Annotated in this window: 19 protein-coding genes; 3 read left to right on the plus strand and 16 right to left on the minus strand. The window is 63.2% G+C overall.

All coding sequences use genetic code 11. From position 1 onward, the window contains the following. Positions 1-14: 14 nt before the first annotated feature. The 6 genes from GB927_RS02435 to GB927_RS02460 form a co-directional block, all read right to left on the minus strand. Complete coding sequence (locus GB927_RS02435) at positions 15-1010, minus strand: ABC transporter ATP-binding protein (protein ID WP_256114950.1); 996 nt, start codon at positions 1008-1010, stop codon at positions 15-17. Further along, positions 1003-2100, minus strand: a complete 1098-nt coding sequence (locus tag GB927_RS02440; RefSeq protein ID WP_256114951.1) for an ABC transporter ATP-binding protein — start codon at positions 2098-2100, stop codon at positions 1003-1005. Before GB927_RS02440 ends, GB927_RS02435 begins: the two co-directional genes overlap by 8 nt. A 4-nt stretch (positions 2101-2104) precedes the next feature. Beyond that, positions 2105-2293, minus strand: coding sequence for a hypothetical protein (locus GB927_RS02445; protein WP_256114952.1), 189 nt, complete (start codon positions 2291-2293; stop codon positions 2105-2107). Continuing rightward, positions 2290-3228: a carbohydrate ABC transporter permease gene (locus GB927_RS02450; RefSeq protein ID WP_256114953.1), complete on the minus strand. Its 939-nt coding sequence runs from the start codon at positions 3226-3228 to the stop codon at positions 2290-2292. The genes GB927_RS02445 and GB927_RS02450 overlap by 4 nt, the downstream gene beginning before the upstream one ends. Continuing rightward, entirely contained in the window at positions 3225-4172 is a 948-nt protein-coding gene (locus GB927_RS02455; protein WP_256114954.1) for a carbohydrate ABC transporter permease, read from the minus strand. Before GB927_RS02455 ends, GB927_RS02450 begins: the two co-directional genes overlap by 4 nt. A gap of 109 nt (positions 4173-4281) precedes the next feature. After that, positions 4282-5616, minus strand: coding sequence for an ABC transporter substrate-binding protein (locus tag GB927_RS02460; RefSeq protein WP_256114955.1), 1335 nt, complete (start codon positions 5614-5616; stop codon positions 4282-4284). A 273-nt stretch (positions 5617-5889) separates the two neighbouring features. On the opposite strand from GB927_RS02460, the gene GB927_RS02465 reads away from it, so the two are divergent. After that, positions 5890-6921: a LacI family DNA-binding transcriptional regulator gene (locus GB927_RS02465; protein WP_256114956.1), complete on the plus strand. Its 1032-nt coding sequence runs from the start codon at positions 5890-5892 to the stop codon at positions 6919-6921. A gap of 1 nt (position 6922) precedes the next feature. On the opposite strand, the gene GB927_RS02470 is transcribed toward GB927_RS02465, so the two are convergent. Continuing rightward, on the minus strand, positions 6923-8104 hold the full coding sequence (locus GB927_RS02470) for a GGDEF domain-containing protein (RefSeq protein WP_256114957.1): 1182 nt from the start codon (positions 8102-8104) through the stop codon (positions 6923-6925). 206 nt (positions 8105-8310) lie between these two features. On the opposite strand from GB927_RS02470, the gene GB927_RS02475 reads away from it, so the two are divergent. Continuing rightward, complete coding sequence (locus tag GB927_RS02475; RefSeq protein WP_256114958.1) at positions 8311-9765, plus strand: TrkH family potassium uptake protein; 1455 nt, start codon at positions 8311-8313, stop codon at positions 9763-9765. Between the two features lie 3 nt (positions 9766-9768). On the opposite strand, the gene GB927_RS02480 is transcribed toward GB927_RS02475, so the two are convergent. After that, complete coding sequence (locus tag GB927_RS02480) at positions 9769-10686, minus strand: LysR family transcriptional regulator (protein ID WP_256114959.1); 918 nt, start codon at positions 10684-10686, stop codon at positions 9769-9771. A gap of 111 nt (positions 10687-10797) precedes the next feature. Between GB927_RS02480 and GB927_RS02485 the strand changes: the two genes are divergently transcribed. Beyond that, positions 10798-11676 carry an aldo/keto reductase family oxidoreductase gene (locus GB927_RS02485; RefSeq protein WP_256114960.1) on the plus strand — a complete coding sequence of 293 codons (879 nt, stop codon included), beginning with the start codon at positions 10798-10800 and terminating at the stop codon, positions 11674-11676. Between the two features lie 30 nt (positions 11677-11706). Here GB927_RS02485 and GB927_RS02490 read toward each other — a convergent pair whose 3' ends face one another. The 8 genes from GB927_RS02490 to GB927_RS02525 form a co-directional block, all read right to left on the minus strand. Further along, the gene (locus tag GB927_RS02490) at positions 11707-12447 is read right to left on the minus strand and encodes an amino acid ABC transporter ATP-binding protein (protein WP_305110361.1); all 741 of its coding nucleotides are present in this window, start codon (positions 12445-12447) and stop codon (positions 11707-11709) included. Then, positions 12444-13418: an amino acid ABC transporter permease gene (locus GB927_RS02495; protein ID WP_256114961.1), complete on the minus strand. Its 975-nt coding sequence runs from the start codon at positions 13416-13418 to the stop codon at positions 12444-12446. Before GB927_RS02495 ends, GB927_RS02490 begins: the two co-directional genes overlap by 4 nt. A 63-nt stretch (positions 13419-13481) precedes the next feature. Continuing rightward, positions 13482-14315 carry a transporter substrate-binding domain-containing protein gene (locus GB927_RS02500; protein ID WP_256114962.1) on the minus strand — a complete coding sequence of 278 codons (834 nt, stop codon included), beginning with the start codon at positions 14313-14315 and terminating at the stop codon, positions 13482-13484. 150 nt (positions 14316-14465) lie between these two features. Further along, positions 14466-14855 (minus strand): carboxymuconolactone decarboxylase family protein, encoded by a 390-nt coding sequence (locus tag GB927_RS02505; RefSeq protein WP_256114963.1) that lies wholly within the window; start codon positions 14853-14855, stop codon positions 14466-14468. Then, positions 14848-15660, minus strand: a complete 813-nt coding sequence (locus GB927_RS02510; RefSeq protein ID WP_256114964.1) for an alpha/beta fold hydrolase — start codon at positions 15658-15660, stop codon at positions 14848-14850. Before GB927_RS02510 ends, GB927_RS02505 begins: the two co-directional genes overlap by 8 nt. Before the next feature lie 2 nt (positions 15661-15662). Then, on the minus strand, positions 15663-16739 hold the full coding sequence (locus GB927_RS02515) for an LLM class flavin-dependent oxidoreductase (protein ID WP_256114965.1): 1077 nt from the start codon (positions 16737-16739) through the stop codon (positions 15663-15665). A 21-nt stretch (positions 16740-16760) separates the two neighbouring features. Next, complete coding sequence (locus GB927_RS02520) at positions 16761-18275, minus strand: aldehyde dehydrogenase (protein WP_256114966.1); 1515 nt, start codon at positions 18273-18275, stop codon at positions 16761-16763. 1 nt (position 18276) lies between these two features. Further along, positions 18277-19269: a flavin reductase gene (locus GB927_RS02525; protein ID WP_256114967.1), complete on the minus strand. Its 993-nt coding sequence runs from the start codon at positions 19267-19269 to the stop codon at positions 18277-18279. Positions 19270-19304: the final 35 nt, after the last annotated feature.

A 19304-nucleotide genomic window follows, 5' to 3' on the forward strand; every position in this document is an offset into this window, starting at 1 on the left:
GATTTTTGTTCTCCTTAAGCTAAACGCATGCCTGCCGCATCGAAGTAGAGCGGCCGCGACGGCTGGATTTTTATGGTTTCGCCACCCTTGAGCGGCGTGTGCGCATCCGTGACGGTAATGAGATCATGTTTGCGGAAGGTGAGATGCAGGCGTGTCTGGTCGCCGAGATGTTCGACGCGCTTGACCAGCGCCTCCTCGCCTTCGCCCTGCGCGATATGCTCCGGCCTTAACCCAATGCTTTTGGCCCCGGAAGGGGCGCCTGCGAAAATGTCGGCCGGCAGCACGTTGATGCGTGGCTGACCGAGGCGGGTCGCGGCATAGACGCTGACCGGCTGTTCATAGACCTCGCGCGGCGAGCCGAACTGCACGAGCCGGCCCTCGTTCAGCACGCCGACATGGGTCGCCATGGTCATCGCCTCGATCTGGTCATGCGTGACATAGAGCAGGGTCGCGCCGGTTTTCGCCTGGATGCGTTTCAGCTCGATGCGCAGGTCCGCCCGCAGCTTCGCGTCGAGCGAGCTCAACGGCTCGTCCATCAGGAAGATCTGCGGGTTGCGGACAAGGGCGCGGCCGATGGAGACGCGCTGCATCTCGCCGCCGGAGAGCGCCGTCGCCTTGTTGTCCAGCTTGTGGGCGATCTGGAGCGTTTCGGCGACCTCGCGCACCTTGCGCTCGATCGCCTCTTTCGGTGTCTTGAGGAGCGGGGATTTCAGCGGGAACTCCAGGTTCTGGCGAACGGTCAGGTGCGGATAGAGCGAATATTGCTGAAAAACCATGGCGACGTTGCGTTCAGCCGGCGACAGGCCCTTCATCGGCCTTCCACCGATATAGACCTCTCCACTGTCGGGCGTGTCGAGGCCGGAAACCATTCTGAGCGTCGTCGTCTTGCCCACGCCGGTCGGGCCGAGCAGCACGACGAAGGCGCCGTCGGGAACCGTCAGCGAGACATTGTCGAGCGCAAGCGTGTTGCCGAAGGACTTGCTCACATTTTGAAGAACGACTTCAGCCATGTGCGAGAACTCCTTCATTTGCCTCGGAAATAAGCGCCTTACCATTCTCCGCATCGAAGACCGACAGCGTGCGCGCATCGAAATCGAGGCCGATCAACTCGTCCTCGTGCACGACATGGCTGGAGGGGATGCGTGCCTTCAGGTCGCCATGGCCGGTGGAGAGCGTCACGATCTGGGTGGTGCCGAGATATTCGACCGCGATCACGCGGCCCCGATAGGCGGCATCGCTGCTGAAGCGCACATGTTCCGGGCGCACGCCGAGCGTCAGTCGCCCGGCCCGACCTTCCCGCGTGGCCGGCACTTTCACCTTCACGCCGCCAAGATCGATACTGTCGCCGCCAATGCCGATCATGCCGTCGAACTCCAGAAAGTTCATCGGCGGCGAGCCGATGAACTGCGCCACGAACTTCGTCGCCGGCCAGTCGTAGATCTGCTGCGGCCGGCCGAACTGCTCGACGACGCCGTGGTTCATGACGACGATCTTGTCGCCCATCTGCATGGCTTCGAGCTGGTCGTGCGTGACATAGACGGTGGTGGCGCCCATGCGGTCGTGCAGGGCGCGCAGCTCCTCCGCCATATGCTCGCGGAATTCCGCGTCGAGCGCGCCGAGCGGCTCGTCCATGAAGAAGGCTTTCGGGCGGCGCACGATGGCGCGGCCGAGCGCCACGCGCTGGCGGTCGCCGCCGGAAAGGCCGCCGACGGGTTTGTCCAGGATATGCTCGATGCGGAGGATGCGGGCGACCTCGGCGACGCGCGTCTTCAGTTCCTCGCCGCGCAAGCCCTGGCTCAACAGCGGATAGGAGATGTTCTTGCGCACGTTCATATGTGGATAGAGCGCGAACATCTGGAAGACGAAGGCGATGTCGCGCTGGCTCGCCGGCTTCATGCCGACCTCCTCGCCGTCGATGAAGATCTCGCCGGAAGTCGGCAGTTCGAGGCCCGCCATCATGCGAAGGGTCGTCGTCTTGCCGCAGCCGGAAGGGCCGAGCAGCATGAAGAACTCGCCGTCCTCGATGGTGAAACTGGAGGAGCGGACCGCGGTGAAGGCGCCGAATTCCTTGCGCACGTTCTGGATTCTGATTTGCGCCATCAGCCTACTCCGGGAAATGGCTGACGATGATGAACATCACCGTACCCAGCAAGGTTATGACGAAGGACCAGGAATAGAGCACGAGGGCGAAGGGCTGCATGAGCATGACGACGCCCATGGCGATCAGCACCGATGCCAGCATTTCCCAGGCGCCGCGCCGCAGATGCAGCAACCCGTTGAAGAATCTTGTCATTTGCGGACTGCTCCGAATGTGATGCCGCGCAGCAAATGTTTGCGCAGAAGAATGGTGAACACCATGACCGGCACGAGGAAGAGGGTCGCGCCCGCGGCAACCGCCGGCCAATCCTGCCCGCTGACGCCGATGATGGTGGGGATGAAGGGCGGCGCCGTCTGGGCGTTGCCGGATGTCAGCAGCACGGCGAAGGCATATTCGTTCCAGGCGAAGATCAGGCAGAAGATGGCCGTGGAGGCGATGCCCGTCGCGGCCTGCGGCAGCACCACCTTGTAGAAGGCCTGGAACCGCGTGTAGCCGTCGATCAGCGCCGCCTCCTCGTATTCGATCGGGATCTCGTCGATGAAACCCTTGAGCAGCCAGACCGAGAGCGACAGGTTCACCGCCGTATAGAGCAGGATCATGCCGGCATGGGTATCGCTGAGGCCGAGCGAGCGGAACATCAGGAAGATCGGGATGGCGACGGCGATCGGCGGCATCATGCGCGTGGAGAGGATGAAGAACAGCAGGTCATCCTTCAGCGGCACCTTGAAGCGCGAGAAGGCATAGGCCGCCGCGGTGCCGAGCACGATGCACAGCACCGTCGAGCCGAAGCCGATGATCACCGAATTGGTGAAACGTTCGGAAAAGCGTGAGGGGCCGGAAATGACGAGCCCGTCCTTGCGCACCAGCTTGTCGTACCAGGTCGTGGGCTCACCGAGCGCCTGCAATTGTTCCGGTGAAAGCCGGGTGCGCGTGGTGAAGACGTTGACATAGCCTTCCACCGTCGGCGTGAAGAAGGTTTTCGGGGGATAGGCGATCGCATCCGCCGGTGTCTTGAAGCTCGTCGCGATGATCCAGACCAGGGGAAGGATGGTGATCAGCGCGTAGAGCACGACCAGGCTGCCGGCGAACCATTTCTGCCGCAGGGACGGCTCGGTAACGGAATAGCTCATCGCTGTTTCACCTTGTTCAGGGCTTTGACGTAGATCGACGCAAGGCCGAAGACCGTGACGAAGAGGATGACGGCATAGGCGGATGCGTAGCCCGTGCGCCACTTCTCGAAGGCCTCGCGCTTCAGGTTGATCGAGGTAAGCTCGGTGATCGAGCCCGGTCCGCCTCCGGTGAGCTGCACCACGAGGTCGAACATCTTGAAGTTCTCGATGCCGCGGAAGAGCACGGCGAGCATCAGGAAGGGCAGCACGAGCGGGATGGTGATCGTCCAGAACTGCCGCCATTTGCTGGCGCGGTCGCATTCGGCGGCTTCATAGATGCTGGGCGGAATGGAGCGCAGGCCTGCAAGGCAGATCAGCATGACGAAGGGTGTCCACATCCAGGTGTCGACGATGACGATGGCCCAGGGTGCCAGCGACACGTCGCCGATCATGGAGAAACTCGACGGGTCGGCACCCGTCAGGAAGCCGACGGCATAGTTGAACAGGCCGATCTGCGGCTGGTAGAGGAAGGTCCAGAAATTGCCCACCACCGCCGGGCTCAGCATCATCGGCAGCACGATGATCGTCGTCCAGAGGTCGTTGCCGCGGAACTTCTTGTTGATCAGGTAGGCGAGCGAAAAGCCGATCAGCACCTGAAGGACGATGGTCCAGATCAGGAAATGCGCGGTCGCCTGCATGGTCAGCCAGATGTCGCGGTCGGACAGGATGTTCAGGTAGTTCTTCAGGCCGACGAACTCGACCTCGGCATTGGGGCGATTGACACGGAAATTGGTGAAGCTCAGCCGGATCGTCCAGATGAGCGGAAAGATGTTGACCGCCAGAAGCAGCACGATCGACGGGGCGACGAAGAGCCAGGCGAGCGCACGGTCAGACAGGCCGTGCATGCGTTTGGCAATGGCGTGCGGCGTCGCTTCGGCGACCCGCTCCACGGATGATTTCAGCATTGAATGTCCCTTGGTTTTTCAACTGAGCGGCGACAGAGCCGGGGGCAGATCCCCGGCTCCGGCCGCGCCTTGGTCCGCTGGGAGGCGGCGGGCACAAAGCTCGTGGCGGTCAGTACTTGCCTTCGTCGTCGAAGACCTGCGTCCAGTCCTTCGCCAGACCGTCGAGCGCTTCCTGCGCCGTCCCCTGGCCGGCGACCACATAGTCATGGAAGCGCTTCTGCGCCGCCTGCAGCAGCGAGGCGTAGGACGGCTCGGCCCAGAAGTCCTTCACGATGGCCATGGAATCGAGGAAGGTCTGCGCATAGGGCTGGCTGGTCGCAAAACCGGGGTCTTCGACCACCTTGCGCAGCGCCGAATAGCCGCCCATCTGCCACCATTTCTGCTGGACCTCCGGCTGGGCGAACCACTTGATATAGGCAAGCGCCTCTTCCTGCTTTTCGGACGCCGCGACCACCGAAATGCCCTGCCCGCCAAGCTGGGCGAAAGCGACGCCATCCGGGCCTGCCGGGTTCGGGAAGTAGCCGGACTTGTCGCCGCCGACATTGGGATCGGCATTGATGCCCGGCCAGGTGAAGGCGAAGTTCATGTGCAGCGCGACCTGGCCCGACTTGTAGGCATCGATGTCCTCCGACATGTAGGCGTCGGAATGGCCGGGCGGCGTGCAGCAATTGTAGAGTTCCTTGTAGAACTCCAGGCCGGCCACCGCCTTGGCGGAATTCACGTAGCCGTCCAGCTCGTAGGGCTTGTCGGGATTTTCGTACTGGAAGCCGAAGCTGTAGAGCACGTCCATGACGCCCATGGTGATGCCCTCGGAGCCGCGCTCCGTGTAGATCGCCGCGCCATAGACGGTCTTGCCGTCGATCTCGCGCTTCTGGAAGAATTCGGCGATGTCCTTTAATTCGGCGAAGGTTTTCGGCACCGCGAGATCGCGGCCGTATTTCTGCTTGAACTCCGCCTGGAGTTCAGGGCGTGCGAACCAGTCCTTGCGGTAGCTCCAGCCAACGACGTCGCCGAAGGCCGGCAGCGCCCAGTAGTTCGGCGAGTTCTTCGGCCATTCGGCATAACCGACGACGGTGGCCGGGATGAAGTCATCCATCTTGATTCCTTCCTTGTCGAAGAAATCGTTGAGCTTGACGTACTGTCCGTTCTCCGCGGCACCGCCGATCCACTGGCTGTCGCCGATCAGGAGATCGCAGAGCTTGCCGCCGGAATTCAACTCGTTGAGCATGCGGTCGGCGAAGTTCGGCCACGGGACGAACTCGAACTTCATGGTGTTGCCGCTCTTGGCCTCGAAATCCTTGCTGAGCTCAACGAGGGCGTTTGCCGGGTCCCAGGCGGCCCAGCAAAGCGTCAATTCGGCGGCGCCGGCCTGGCCGGTGTTTGCAACGCCGGCGGCCAAAAGGGCGCCGAGAGCGGTCAATGATCTGACTTTGTGAAAATTCATGGTTGGGGCCTCCTCCCCCTCCCTTCCGACCTCCATCGAAAGGTGAAAACGCCCGTGGCGGGCAACAGGCGCGGAAGGACGCCTCCATGGGCCTGCCCTCTTCCACGCCATCTCCATGGCTGCGGTGTTCCTCCTCGCGGCCATGGAGAGAGTCATATTGAGGTGCGCACCTCAATGCAAGCAATTTTTGAGGTGCGCACTTCAATTCTTGCTTTTCGCCTGCTTTTGTTAGAGAAATCCGATTCAGACTCTTGGGAGGAGGAAAGCGGGCGCATGCGGCCAACCGCAAAAGACCTGGCAGAAGCCGCAGGCGTCAGCCTGGCGACCGTCGACCGCGTGCTGAACGAGCGCCCGAATGTCAGCGGGAAGGCCGCGCGCAAAGTCGCTGAGGCGATCGAGCGCATCGGCTTCGTCCGCAACCCGGCCGCAGTCGCGCTGGCGCGCAACAAGACCTATCGCTTCCGCTTCGTGCTGCCGACCTCCGGCGACCAGTATCTCAAGGAACTCATCGGCCGCGTCACCGAGGCGAAGGAAGCGCTGCGCGCCGATTCCATCGCGGTAGAGGCCGTGCAGATTCCCATGGCGGACCCGCACCATGTCGCCAAATACCTGACCGCCATCGATCCCGAAGCCATCGACGGGGTGGCCGTCATGGCGCCGGAATCGCCGCAGGTGCGCGACGCGCTGATGCGGCTCGTCGAGCGCGGCGTCAAGGTCGTGCAATTCCTCTCAGGCCAGGAACGGCTGGAGAGCGCCGACTATGTCGGCGTCGATAACTTCGCGGCCGGTGCCACCGCCGGCAAGATCGCCGGCCGCTTCATCAGCGAAAAGCCCGGCAAGATCATGGTGGTGGCGGAAACCATGATGGCGCTCGACAGCATCCAGCGCCGCCTCGGCTTCGACAGCATCATCAACACCCAGTTCCCGCATCTCGAAATCCTGCCGTCGCTGGAAACCTATGCGGACGAAAAACGCACCGAGCTTATCATCCAGCGCACCCTGCAGCACAACCCGGATACCGTTGCCGTCTATGTGTTGAGTTCGGAGGCACGGGTGCCGCTGTCGGCCATCTGGAACGCGCAGGGTTCCCGCCCCCTCACCGTCGTCGCGCATGAGCGCACCCCGTTCAGCGAAAGGGCTCTGATGGACGAGCGCATCGACGCCGTGATCGCCCAGGACCCCGGCCACGCCGTCAGAAGCGCGCTGCGCATCATGCGCGCCCGCGCCGATCACCGCGAACTGCTCGCCTCCCAGGAGCGGATCCGTATCGAGGTCCTGCTCAAGGAGAACCTTCAGCTCGAATGATCTAGGCGACGCGGGCGTCGACCAACGTCTCGCCGGCAAGCGCCACGGTGTTCCTGCCCATGCGCTTCGCTTCGTAGAGCGCACTGTCGGCATCGCACAAAAGCCGCTCCAGTGTCGTCTCGGCAGGCGCCGCCAGGGCCACCCCGAGACTGACCGTCACGCAGCCATCGTCCAGTCCGCGATGGCGCATGGCGAGGTCTTCGATAGCGACCCGGATGCGCTCCGCCATCGCCAGTGCCGCCAGGGGCTCCCGATCAGCCGAGAGGACCAGCATCTCCTCGCCCCCGAAGCGGAACACGAAAGACGCCTCGTCCACCGTGTCGCGGATGCACCGCGAGACGGCGCGAAGGCAGGCATCGCCTTCGATATGGCCGTGAACGTCGTTGAACCGCTTGAAATGATCGATGTCGAGCAGGATGGCGGCCACGGTTTTATGCTTCCCGCCGCTCCACAGGCCTTCGCAGATCCGCGCGAGCGAACGCCGGTTGAGCAGCCCCGTCAGCTCGTCCCGCTCGGCATTGCGCTCCAGCTGCCCGTAGAGCAGGCCGGCGCGCAGCTGGTTAAGAAAATTCTGCCGGTCCTTCTGCTCCAGGAAATAAGCGCTCACCGCCAGGAAGATCGAGAGGGTCACATAGAAGGTGATAATACCGGAATAGGTCACGGCGTCGAAGGCGCCCGTCATCTGCGTGGTGGTGAAATGCGAGGCGCACATCAGCGCGAGCCCCACAAGGACCGCGGGAAAACGCGGCCGCAATGCGATGACGAAGAACAGGAAGGCGGCGGAGTTGCCGTTCTGGTAGACGAAGAGGTAGGGGCTGGCGCTTTGCGTGGCGGCAAGCATCGGCAGGGTGACGCCCATCACGGCGATCGCGACGGAGAGACTATCGTAGAGCAGCGCATTCCGCCAACGGCGTACGGTCAGGATACAGGCGATCACGAAGGGCGTGAACACCAGGAAACGCGCGAAGACCAGCGCGGTGAAGACATCCGCCATCATGGTGCGGTCGCCGAAATAGACGAGATCGTAGATTAGCGTGCCGATGACGCCCCAGATGACGGCGAGCCGCACCCGCTCCGCCACATAGTCCTTGCGGAAGGCGGCCTCGATATCCGGAGAAAAACGCAAGAACCGAAAGCCCCGCGCGATCTGGCGATCCACCTGGTCCAGCGTCACGACGCCCATTCCGAAATCCCCGCATGCAGCAAGATTACCTGACGTTACGGCAGAAAGCTGAACAACGACCTAAAGCAGGACCCATCGAACGTCGATGGCCCGTTCGCACCGACCTTGAGTTTGACGACGGCAAAGGTTATTGCCTATCGCAGTAACGGACTGCGGCCGCTCGATCCTTCGAACCAGTCGATAGCCGGCACGCAGGACACCTTCCGTTGAACGCCACGATCTACCGCGCCGTCGTCAATATCGCAGCAATCTGCGGTCTCTATCTTGCGGCAGCCATGCTCGTGCCGGCGCTTGTCGACATCTATTATGGTCATCGGGACTGGAAGGTCTTCATGCTGTCGGCCGTGCTGGTCGGCGGCCTTTCAACCGTGACCGCGGCCGCGACACGCGCCGGCCCGCCGCCATTCAACAAGAAGATGGGCTTTCTGCTGGTCAACGTCCTATGGCTGGTCTTTTCGCTCGTCGGCGCCCTACCCTTCATGTTGTCGTCTCTCGACATGAACTTCGCCAAGGCGCTGTTCGAATCCGTTTCCGCCATCACGACGACGGGCTCGACGGTCATTTCGGGTCTGGACAATGCGCCACCAGGCATCCTGATGTGGCGCTCGCTCCTCCATTGGCTCGGCGGCATTGGTATCGTCGCCCTCGGCCTCTTCGTCATGCCCTACCTGCGCGTCGGCGGCATCTCCTTCTTCAAAATGGAATCGTCCGACACGAACGATAAGCCGTTCGCCCGGATCGCCAGCTTCACCCGGGCGTTTGTCCTTATCTACGTGTTGATTACGCTGGCCTGCACGCTGGTTTTTGCCGCACTCGGCATGAGCCGCTTCGATGCCGTCAACCACGCCATGGCGACGGTGGCGACCGGCGGTTTTTCGACCCATGACGCGTCATTCGGCTATTTCAACAGCTTGCCGCTGCTGTGGGCCGGCACCTTCTTCATGACGCTCTGCAGCCTACCCTTTTCGATCCTGATCGTCTTCATGGTCCGCGGCCGTCTTGATGCGCTGCGTGATCCGCAGATCGGCGTGTTTCTCGGCTATCTCTTGCTGTTTTCGGTGGCGATCGCAATCTACCAACGTCTCCAGAACGGCGTGCCGTTCCATGAAGCGCTTACGCACTCTTTCTTCACCGTGTCGACGATCCTCTCCACGACCGGTTTTGCCAGCCAGGACTATACGCTCTGGGGACCGTTCGTGGTGACGATGGCGTTTTTCATGACCTTCATGGGTGGATGTTCTGGATCGACCGCCGGCGGGATAAAAGCTTACCGGTTCATCATCCTCTTTAATTCGATCCGCACCGGCCTCTATAAGCTGATCTATCCGAACGGGATCCATATCGTGCGCTACGGCAAGATGGCTGTTGATCCCGATCTGCAACGTAACGTTTTCCTCTTCTTCGTAACCTACCTCCTGCTGTGGGCCACCGGCAGCGTCGCCATGACGGCGATGGGCTACGATCTTCTGACCTCCGCATCATCCGTCATCACCGCGCTCTCCAACGTCGGGCCGGGCGTCGGCCCCATCGTGGGTCCGGCCGGAAACTTCTCGACGATTTCCGATCCGGCGCTCTATCTTCTGACGATCATGATGCTGCTCGGCCGTCTTGAGGTTCTGACTGTCCTCGTTGTGCTGACGCCGCTCTTCTGGAAAAGCTGATCGCTAGTCGGGCGACGGCAGTACCTTCATGAAATCGATGAAGGCGCGCAGCGGGGCCGGCACCAGCCGGCGCCCGGGATAGTAGAGGAACGGGCCGGAAAAGCTCAACCACCACCGCTCCAGAACGGGAACCAGCGCGCCGCTCTGGAAGTGGGGTTTCAGCCAATCCTCGAAGAGCGATATGATGCCGGCTCCGTCGATCGCAGCCATGACGCCCAGGTCCGAACCGCCGCCCGCCTGCACGATGAGCGAACTCGGAGGATCGACCCGCACGACCTCGCCGTCGCGCTCGAACTCCCAGGAGCCGAGCGACCGGCCGGCGAAGCGGCTTCGAATGCAGGCATGCGACAGCAGGTCCCGCGGATGTTCGGGCCGGCCGCGCGCGGCAAGATAGGAGGGCGATGCGGCGCTGGCGAAGCGCTGAATGCGCGGGCCGATCGGCACCGCTATCATGTCCAGTTCCAGCCGCTCGTCATAGCGGATCCCGGCGTCGCACCCGGCGGCGATGATATCCACGAAATTCTCGTCGGTGACGATCTCAAGCTGGATGTCGGGATAGGCCGCCAGGAACTGCGGCACGATCTTCGGCAGCACCAGCCGCGCCGCACTGACCGGGACATTGAGCTTCAACGTTCCCGCCGGTCGCCCGCGCAGGCTCCGAACATGCTCGAGCGCGCCGCCGATTTCGCTGAAGGCCGGGCTGATGCGCTCCATGAGGCCGCGTCCCGCCTCGGTGGGCACGACGCTACGCGTGGTGCGGTTGAACAACCGGACGCCAAGCTCGGTTTCGAGGCGCCGCACGGCGTCGCTCAAGGCAGACGAGCTGCTGTTGGTCGCGCGGGCCGCCTCGCGAAAACCGCCGGCCCGCGCCACGGCCAGGAAAGCGCCCAGATCCGCCATGTTCGAGCTACCCAGCGTCATGTTGTCCTCCACCACTGTCCGCCATCACGGACAAGCTGTGCGGATTATATCCCATTTTCGCTGCGGACAAGCCGCCCTATTTCAGGATCGATCAGACAATGGAGGCACGACATGTCCAATCTTGACAAATCCGGCACATACAAACTCGGCGACTTCACGGTAAAGCGGCTCGGCTATGGCGCCATGCAGCTTGCAGGAAAAGGCGTCTTCGGCCCGCCGAAGGATCGGGCGGAAGCGGTTGCCGTGCTGCGCGAAGCCGTGGAGAGCGGGGTCGACCATATCGACACCAGCGATTTCTATGGACCGCATGTCACCAACCAGATCATCAACGAGGCGCTGCATCCCTACAAGGACGACCTCGTCATCGTCACCAAGGTCGGCGCGACGCGGGGCGCGGATGCGTCGTGGAACCCGGCCTTCTCGAAGGAAGCGCTGACGCAGGCCGTGCACGACAACCTGAAGAACCTCGGCCTCGACGCCATCGACGTCGTCAACCTGCGTGCCATGTTCGACGTGCATGGGCCTGCGGAAGGCTCGCTGGAGGAGCCGCTTACGGTTCTCGCAGACCTGCAACGCCAGGGCCTGATCAAGCATATCGGGCTGTCGAACGTCACCGCCCGGCAGATCGCGGATGGCCGGAAAATTACGGATATCGTCTGCGTCCAGAACCAGTACAACCTCGCCCACCGGGGAGACGACGCCCTGATCGACCAGCTGGCGGCGGAAGGCACCGCCTATGTGCCCTTCTTCCCGCTCGGCGGATTCTCGCCGCTGCAATCCGCAACCCTGTCGGAGGTCGCCGCGGATCTGGAAGCGACCCCGCTTCAGGTCGCCCTCGCCTGGCTCCTCGCCCGCAAGCCGAACATCCTGCTGATCCCCGGCACCTCGTCCCGCGGCCATCTGCGCGAAAATCTCGCCGCCGCCGATATCGAGTTGCCGGCGGAAGCGATGCAGCGGCTTGACGGCATTGCCGCGGCGAAGGCCGATTGATGCTTGAACGGGCCGGCAGTTGCCGGCCCTTCAATGTTTCAGGATCTGGCTGAGGAAGAGCTTCGTGCGCTCGTGCTGCGGGTTCTTGAAGAATTCTTCCGGCTTGCCCTGCTCGACGATCTGCCCCGCGTTCATGAAGATCACCCGGTCGGCGACGGCGCGGGCGAAGGCCATTTCGTGGGTGACGCAGACCATGGTCATGCCGTCGCGCGCCAGGCCCGTCATGGTGTCGAGCACTTCGGACACCATTTCCGGATCAAGCGCGGACGTCGGCTCGTCGAACAGCATGACGGCCGGCTGCATGCAGAGCGAACGGGCGATCGCCACGCGCTGCTGCTGGCCGCCGGAGAGCTGGACGGGATATTTGTCCGCCTGTTCGGGAATGCGCACCCGCTCCAGGAATTGCAGTGCGGTCTTGCGGGCCTCGGCCTGCGAGACGCCCTTGATCCACATCGGGCCGACCATGCAGTTCATCAGCACGGTCATGTGCGGGAAGAGGTTGAAGTGCTGGAAGACCATGCCGACATTTTTGCGCACCTCGCCGACATTGCGCATCTTGTCGTGCAGGGGGATGCCGTTGACGACGATGTCGCCCTCCTGATGCGCCTCCAGCCGGTTGAAGCAGCGGATCAGCGTCGACTTTCCCGAGCCGGAAGGGCCGCAGATGACGATGCGCTCGCCTTTTTCGACCGTCAGGTTCACATCGGTCAGCACCCGGAACGCGCCGTACCACTTGGAGACGTTGCGGACGTCGATGATCTTTTCGCTCATCGGACTTTGCTCCTCGCATAATGACGCTCGATGCGTGACTGGATGAGTTCGAGGCAGATCGACACGCCCCAGTAGAGCATCGCGGCGGAGATCAGCATTTCCATATGCTGGAACGACTTCTGGCCGAGCGTGCGCGCCAGGAACATCAGCTCCCAAACGCCGATGACCGAGACGAGCGAACTGTCCTTCAGCATCGAGATGAACTGGTTGCCGGTTGGCGGGATGATGACGGGCAGCGCCTGTGGCAGGATGATCTTGCGCATGGTGATGCCGAAGCCGAAGCCGATCGAGCGCGAGGCCTCCCACTGGCCACGGTCGATGCTCTGGATGCCGGAGCGGAAGATCTCCGTCATGTAGGCGCCGTAGCACAGCGATAGCGCCAGGATGCCGGCCGGCACCGCATCGATGATGAAACCGAGTTGCGGCAGGCCGAGATAGATGAGGTAGACCTGCATCAAGAGCGGCAGGCCGCGGAAGAACGAGGTGTAGAAACTCGCGATCGCATAGGCGAACCCGTTCGTCGAGAGCTTTGCGACAGCACCGAGAATGGCGATGGCGGACGCGATGACGATGGAGATCGCCGAGACGTAGATCGTCGTGAAAAGCCCCTGCGTGACGAGGAAGGGCAATTTCTCGGCCATGAACGGCAGGCTGAGGTTGAACGTCTTGAAGAAGGCGAGGAACAGCAGCAGGAGTTCAAGCCAGACGATCGTGATCTGCACCCTAAGCGAGGCGAAGCCGATCAGGACGACGTTCAGGCAGAACAGCACCGCGATGACGAAGGCGATGGCGAAGCGGCCGTAGATGCCGCTTTCCAAGGGTTCGCCGATCACCGGGCGCATCAGCTCGCCCATCGACGTTCCCGAGAGATCGAAGGTGAGGAACAGGGCGAAGATCGCCGCAAACATCACCGCGACGAACCACGGCTTGTGGACGAGCACTTCGGACTCGACGGTATCCGGATACAGCATCTCCGCTCCCTGAATGTAAGGCGCGGCCCGGTTTTCCGGGCGCGCGCGAACGGATGGGTCTTTTTACTGCGTGACCGTGTAGTCGACACCGTACCACTTGACCGACAGCTTGCTCAGCGTGCCATCGGCCCGGATCGCGTCCACGGCCTCGGCGATCTTCTCGCTCAGCTCCTTGTCGCCATGCTCGACGGCAACGGCAAGGGGCTCGAAGAAGACCGGCTTGCCAAGCTGCTTGATCGGGTAGCCGGCCTTCTCCGCATCGAGAATGCTCGGCAGCGTGGAAACGACGGCATCGAGGCGCGTCCCATCGCCGAGACGCAGGTCGTCGAAGGCGGTGGTGGAGTTGGCGTAGGATTTCACCTCGCCGGCCTTGAACTCATAGGTGAAAGGCGGCGCGCCGGCGGCGTCCAGCGTCAGGTCCTGGTTGGCATAGGCTTCGAAGGTCGAGGTTGCCGTCACGCCAACGACCTTGCCTTCGAGGTCGGAGAGCTTTTCCGCCTTGCTGTCCTTGTGCACGGCGACGGCGGCGGGCGTGTAGTAGTAAACTGCCGGGAAATCGAAGATTTCGGCGCGTGCCTTGGTCGGCGTCATCGAGCCGACATGCATGTCCCAGCGGCCCTGCCACTTGCCGGCCGTGATGATGTCCCAGCCCGGCGTCACGAACTCGACGGAGACGCCGAGATGTTTGCCGATCTCCTTGGCGACGTCGATATCGAAGCCGTCCATCTCGTTCTTGTCGTTGACGAAGGATTGCGGTGCCCAGTTGGCATCGGTCGCGACCTTCAGGGTCTTGGCGGCGAGCACCCGGTCCAGAACGGCACCGGCCTGGGCCGGCACGGCGGCGAGCGAAAGCGAGAGAGAGGCGACGAGCGCCGCGAGTGTCGATGTCTTCATCATGTGTTTGTTCCCTCTGTCCATTGTCGTTTCTGTCGACGGCGCGGGTTCCTCTCCCTGCCGATGGTATCAATCTTGGGGCTTATCGCCCCTCCCCGTCTTCCGGCGTTCCCAAGCAGCGCGTGGCCCCTGGCTTCATCGAAATGACGGAAATCAAGTCGTGCCCTCCACGCCCATTTCCGCGCGGATGGCGCGGGCCACCCGGAACGCCTCGACGCCTGCCGGTACGCCGCAGTAGATCGCGATCTGGAGAAGAGCTGCCTGCAATTCCCTGTCCGTCAGGCCATTGCGGATGGCGCCGCGGAAATGGATGCCGAATTCATACATGCGGTTGCTGGCGGCAAGCATGCCGAGGTTCAGGAGGCTGCGCTGCTTGAGGTCGAGGCCGTCGTCCGTCCAGCCCAGGCCCCAGCAATATTCGTTGAGCAGGTCCTGCAAGGGCGCAGAAAAGGCATCCGCCCCGGCCTTGGCGCGATCGACATAGTCGTCGCCGAGCACGCGCCGCCGGACCGCTTCGCCCTCTTTGCGCAAAGTCTCATCCATGGGCCGCCTCCGTCTTCGAGACGAAATTGTCGATGGCTTCGGCCACGACGCCCGGCGCCTCGATGAGGATGGAATGGCGAAGGCCCGGAAAGAGGGTAAGCTGCGATCCCGGGATGCGGTCATGCATGTAGCGGGCCATGCGCGGGTTGGAGCCGACATCCTCCTCGCCGGTGGCGATGAGGGTCGGGCAGCGGATCTGGTCGAGGAAACCGCCGAAATCCGTCTCGGCCAGCACCCGATAGGCAGCCGCATAGCAGTCCGGATCGTTCTCCGCGTCGCGCGCCCGCAGCCAGGCGATCACGTCGGGATGTTCCTCCTGAAACGCTTCCGTCAGCCAGCGCGAAAGCGATGCCGTGTGGTGATCCGCCGGTGTCCCAGCCTGAAGCGCCGCGAGGCGGGAGAGGACGCGTTCGCGCTCCTCGGGCGTGCGGCCCGCAACCGTTGACAGCAGCACGAGCCGGCGCAGGCGCGGCAGATGCGTCAGCGCGAGACGCTGGGCGATCAGGCCGCCGAGCGAAAACCCTGCGAGATTGAAGGTCGTGAACCCGGCCTTGTCGGCAAGCGCCAGCGTCTCGGCCACGAAGTCGTCGATCTCGTAGCGGCCCTTAATGCGGCTTGACCTGCCATGGCCCCGCAGGTCGAAGGTCAGGATCGTGAACCGGTCCTTCAACCGCTCCACCACGCCGGACCAGGCCTCCAGATAGGAGCCGACGCCGTGAATGCAGACGAGCGGCTCGCCGCCATCGCCATCGATGCGATAGTTGAGCGTGACCTCGCCGACCGTGTGCTCTCGTGCCTCCGCCATGATCAGCCCCCCGCAGCCGCCCGCTTCCGGTCGTTCTCGCGCGCGGCGAAGACCGGCATGACCTCTTTCACGAAAAGCTCGATCGTGCGCTTCTGCAATTCGAAGGGCAGGTTGAAGGTGAGGCCGAGGCAATATTGATCGACACCCGCCGCTTCGAAGACGAGCAGCTTCTCGATCACCTCGTCCGGCGTGCCGAACATCAGGTTCTTGCGGATGTTCTCCGGATTGTAGTTCTCCTTGCCCTTCACCGCCTCATAGGGCACGGCCTCGGGAAAGCCGTTCTGCACAGTGCCAGCATTCTGCATGAGATTCTCGAAGGCGCGGCCATAATCCATGCTGTGCTGCACGGCCTTTTCCCAGCCATCCGGCCGGTCGTAGACGCAGGTGCGCCGCTGCATCATGAAGCGCGGGCGCGGCACCTCCGGATGGTCGGCTACGGCCTTGTGGAACTTGTCGGAGAGCACCTGGATTTCGGCAGCCGGTGCCGAGAGCGGCGTCGACAGGATGCTCGCACCATTGGCGATTGCCCAGTCGAAAGTGCCGGGATCGCGCGCGGCGACCCAGATGCGTGGATGCGGCTGCTGCAAGGGTTTGGGCACGGAGGTGGCGAGCGGGAATTTCCAGTAGTGACCGTCATGGGCATAGTCGCCAGCCCAGAGCTTCTTCACCGCCGGAACGATCTCCTTCATATAGGCGACGCCTTCCTGCTGCGGCATGCCGCCCGCCATCCGGTCGAACTCGTACTGGTAGGAGCCGCGCGCGATGCCGAATTCCAGCCGGCCGTTCGTCAGGTGGTCGCAAAGTGCCGATTCGCCCGCCAGCCGGATCGGGTCCCAGTAGGGTGCCACCAGCGTCGAGGTGCCGAGCCGCAGTTGCTCGGTATGCTGCGCCAGCCAGACGAGCGTCTGGAACGGATTGGGCGAGATCGTGCATTCGATCGTGTGATGCTCGGCGGTCCAGAGCATCTCGAAGCCGCCCTCGTCGGCCATGCGGGCCAGCGTTAGTAGGTTGTTCTTCGCGGTCGCCATCGGCACATCCGGCGAGAAGCGTTCCATCGTGAGCGAGACTGCGAACTTCATGGTTCTGCCTTTCGATGCTTGTTACTTGAGGCGGATGACGAAGGGGTCCTGCATCGCGCCGGAATAGTCGATGATCACGTTCTTCAGCCGCGAGAATTCGTGCATCACCTCGAAGCCGCCGCGCCGGCCGTAACCGCTTTCCTTGAAGCCGCCATTGGCGGACATGAAGGAGGCGGAGCGATAGGTGTTGACCCAGACGGTGCCGGCCTCGATCTCGTTGGCGAAACGCAGCGCCCGGTCGATATCCTTCGTCCAGATTCCGGAAGCGAGGCCATAGCGGGTATCGTTGGCGAGCCGGATCATCTCCGCCTCGTCGCGGAACGGCATGACGCCGACCACGGGGCCGAACAGTTCGTCGCGCATGAAGGTCATGTCGTTTTCGGCATCGACCATCACCGTCGGCTCGAAATACCAGCCGCCAGGCGCAAGCCCATCCTTCTGCGGCCGCCGTCCGCCAGCAGCGATCGTCGCGCCCTGCTTCACACCCGAGGCGACATAGGATTCGACCTTGGAAAGCTGGTCGGCGAGCGCCAGCGGGCCGATATCCGTGTCGTCGCCGGTCGGAAGACCGACGCGAATGCGCTGCGTGCGGGCGACGAGGGCTTCGATGAACCTGTCGTAGACGCTCGCCTCGACGAAGCAGCGCGAACCGGCAACACAGGTCTGTCCCGCCGCCGCGAAGACACCGGAGACGACGCCGTTCACCGCATGCTCGATATCGACATCGCCGAAGACGACATGGGGCGACTTGCCGCCGAGCTCCATCGAGCAGGGCACGAGGTTCTGCGCGGCGTTGCCGGCGATGCGGCGGCCGGTGGCGGTGCTGCCGGTGAAGACGTATTTCGCGACGTCCGGATGGCGCGTCAGGGCCTCGCCGGCGCTCTTGCCGGTGCCTGTCACCACATTGACGACGCCGGCCGGGAAACCTGCCTCATGGATGAGTTCGGCCAGCGCCAGCGTGGAGGCCGTCGCATGTTCGGAAGGCTTTATGACGATGGTGTTGCCGATCGCAAGGCAGGGCGCCAGCGTTCCGGTCAGCAGCATCAGCGGCGAATTCCACGGCGTGATCATGCCGATGACGCCAAGCGGCTCTCGCAGGTTGATGTTCAGCGTATCGAGCCGGTTGATCGGGATCGTGTCACCCTGCAACTTGTCGGCCATGCCGGCGAAGTAGTGGTAGCTGTCCGGCATTGCGCGCATCTGCGCCCGCGTTTCCTTGAGCAGCTTGCCGTTGTCACGCGTCTCGATCTCGGCAAGCGCATCCGCATTGGCCCGCACCAATTCGGCGAGACGGCGCACCAGCGCACCGCGATCGGTCTGCGTCATGCGCCGCCATTCGGGATTGCGGAAGGCGGCACTGGCAGCGGCGACGGCCGCCTCGACATCGTCCGCATCTGCCTCGGCAAATTCATACCAGGGCGCGCCCGTCGTCGGATCGAAACTCTGGATGTAGTTGCCGTTCTTCGGGGCCACGAACCGGCCGTCGATGAACAGCAGCTGGCGGGAGCCCTCGATGGAGCTGACTGTCGTCTTCATGTCATTGTCCTTGGTCTTGGGAGGCCTGGAGCCAGGCGCGGGCTTCGCCGTCGATCATCGCGACACGGCCGCCGTCGTCGGAATCCATGTAGATGCCGAAGCGGCCCGCCAGCCGCTCGCGCCCGTAGCGCCGCAGCATGGAGCGCAGCTCATGGGTCGCGATCGTGTCGTAGGGCAGGTCGTCGATGGGGAAGAAGCGGAGGTCGGCGGGAAGATTGCCCGTGGCGCCCTCGCCCGCGAGACGCGCCCGGTAGACGAGATAACCGGGATCGCTGTCGGCGACGTCGAAGACGGAATAGAGGAAGGTTTCCTCCGGCACGAGGCGCAGCGCATCACCGCCGTCGAGCACAAGCTGGCTGTCCGCCTTGCGCCGGCGTGCCGACGGCAGCACCCAGCCGCCCTTGCCGTCCGAGCGCAGCAGCAGGCTGTCGCCCGCCTCGATGAGATAGCCGATGATCATGCCGTGCGAGGCGAGCCAACCGGTCGGCAACGGGTCCTTCACGCTCGCATAACGGCCACGGCAGAAACCGAGCGGCGCGGTCGGGCTGGTGCCGAAGGCGCGCACCTGGCCGATCAGAATGGCGTGATCGCCGGCGTCGACCGCGCTGTGAAGGCTGCAATCGAACCAGGTCAGGCTGTCGGTGAGGACCGGCGCACCCGTATGTACCCGGTCGTGGTTGACCGACTGGAACTTGTCCTGCGCCTTCGAGGCGAAGGTCGCCGATACGTCGACCTGCCCCTCATGCAGGATGTTGACCGCAAAACAGTCCGCCGCCTTGAACACCGCATAGCTGGACGCCGACTTGGCGACGCAGACGAGCAGGAGCGGCGGATCGAGCGACACGGAGGTGAAGGAATTCGCGGTCATGCCGCGCGGCGTGCCGTCGGCTTCGAGCGTGGTGATGACCGTCACGCCGGTGACGAAGGTGCCGAAGGCCCGGCGCAGCGCGATCGGGTCGATCGGTGCATCCTGTGCTGCCGCTTGCTCCACCATCCCGACCTCCTCTCCGGTTCATTGAGAGGAAGCTA

It is taken from the genome of Shinella lacus (genome assembly GCF_010994755.1).
In the GTDB taxonomy this organism is placed as follows: Bacteria; Pseudomonadota; Alphaproteobacteria; order Rhizobiales; family Rhizobiaceae; genus Shinella; species Shinella lacus.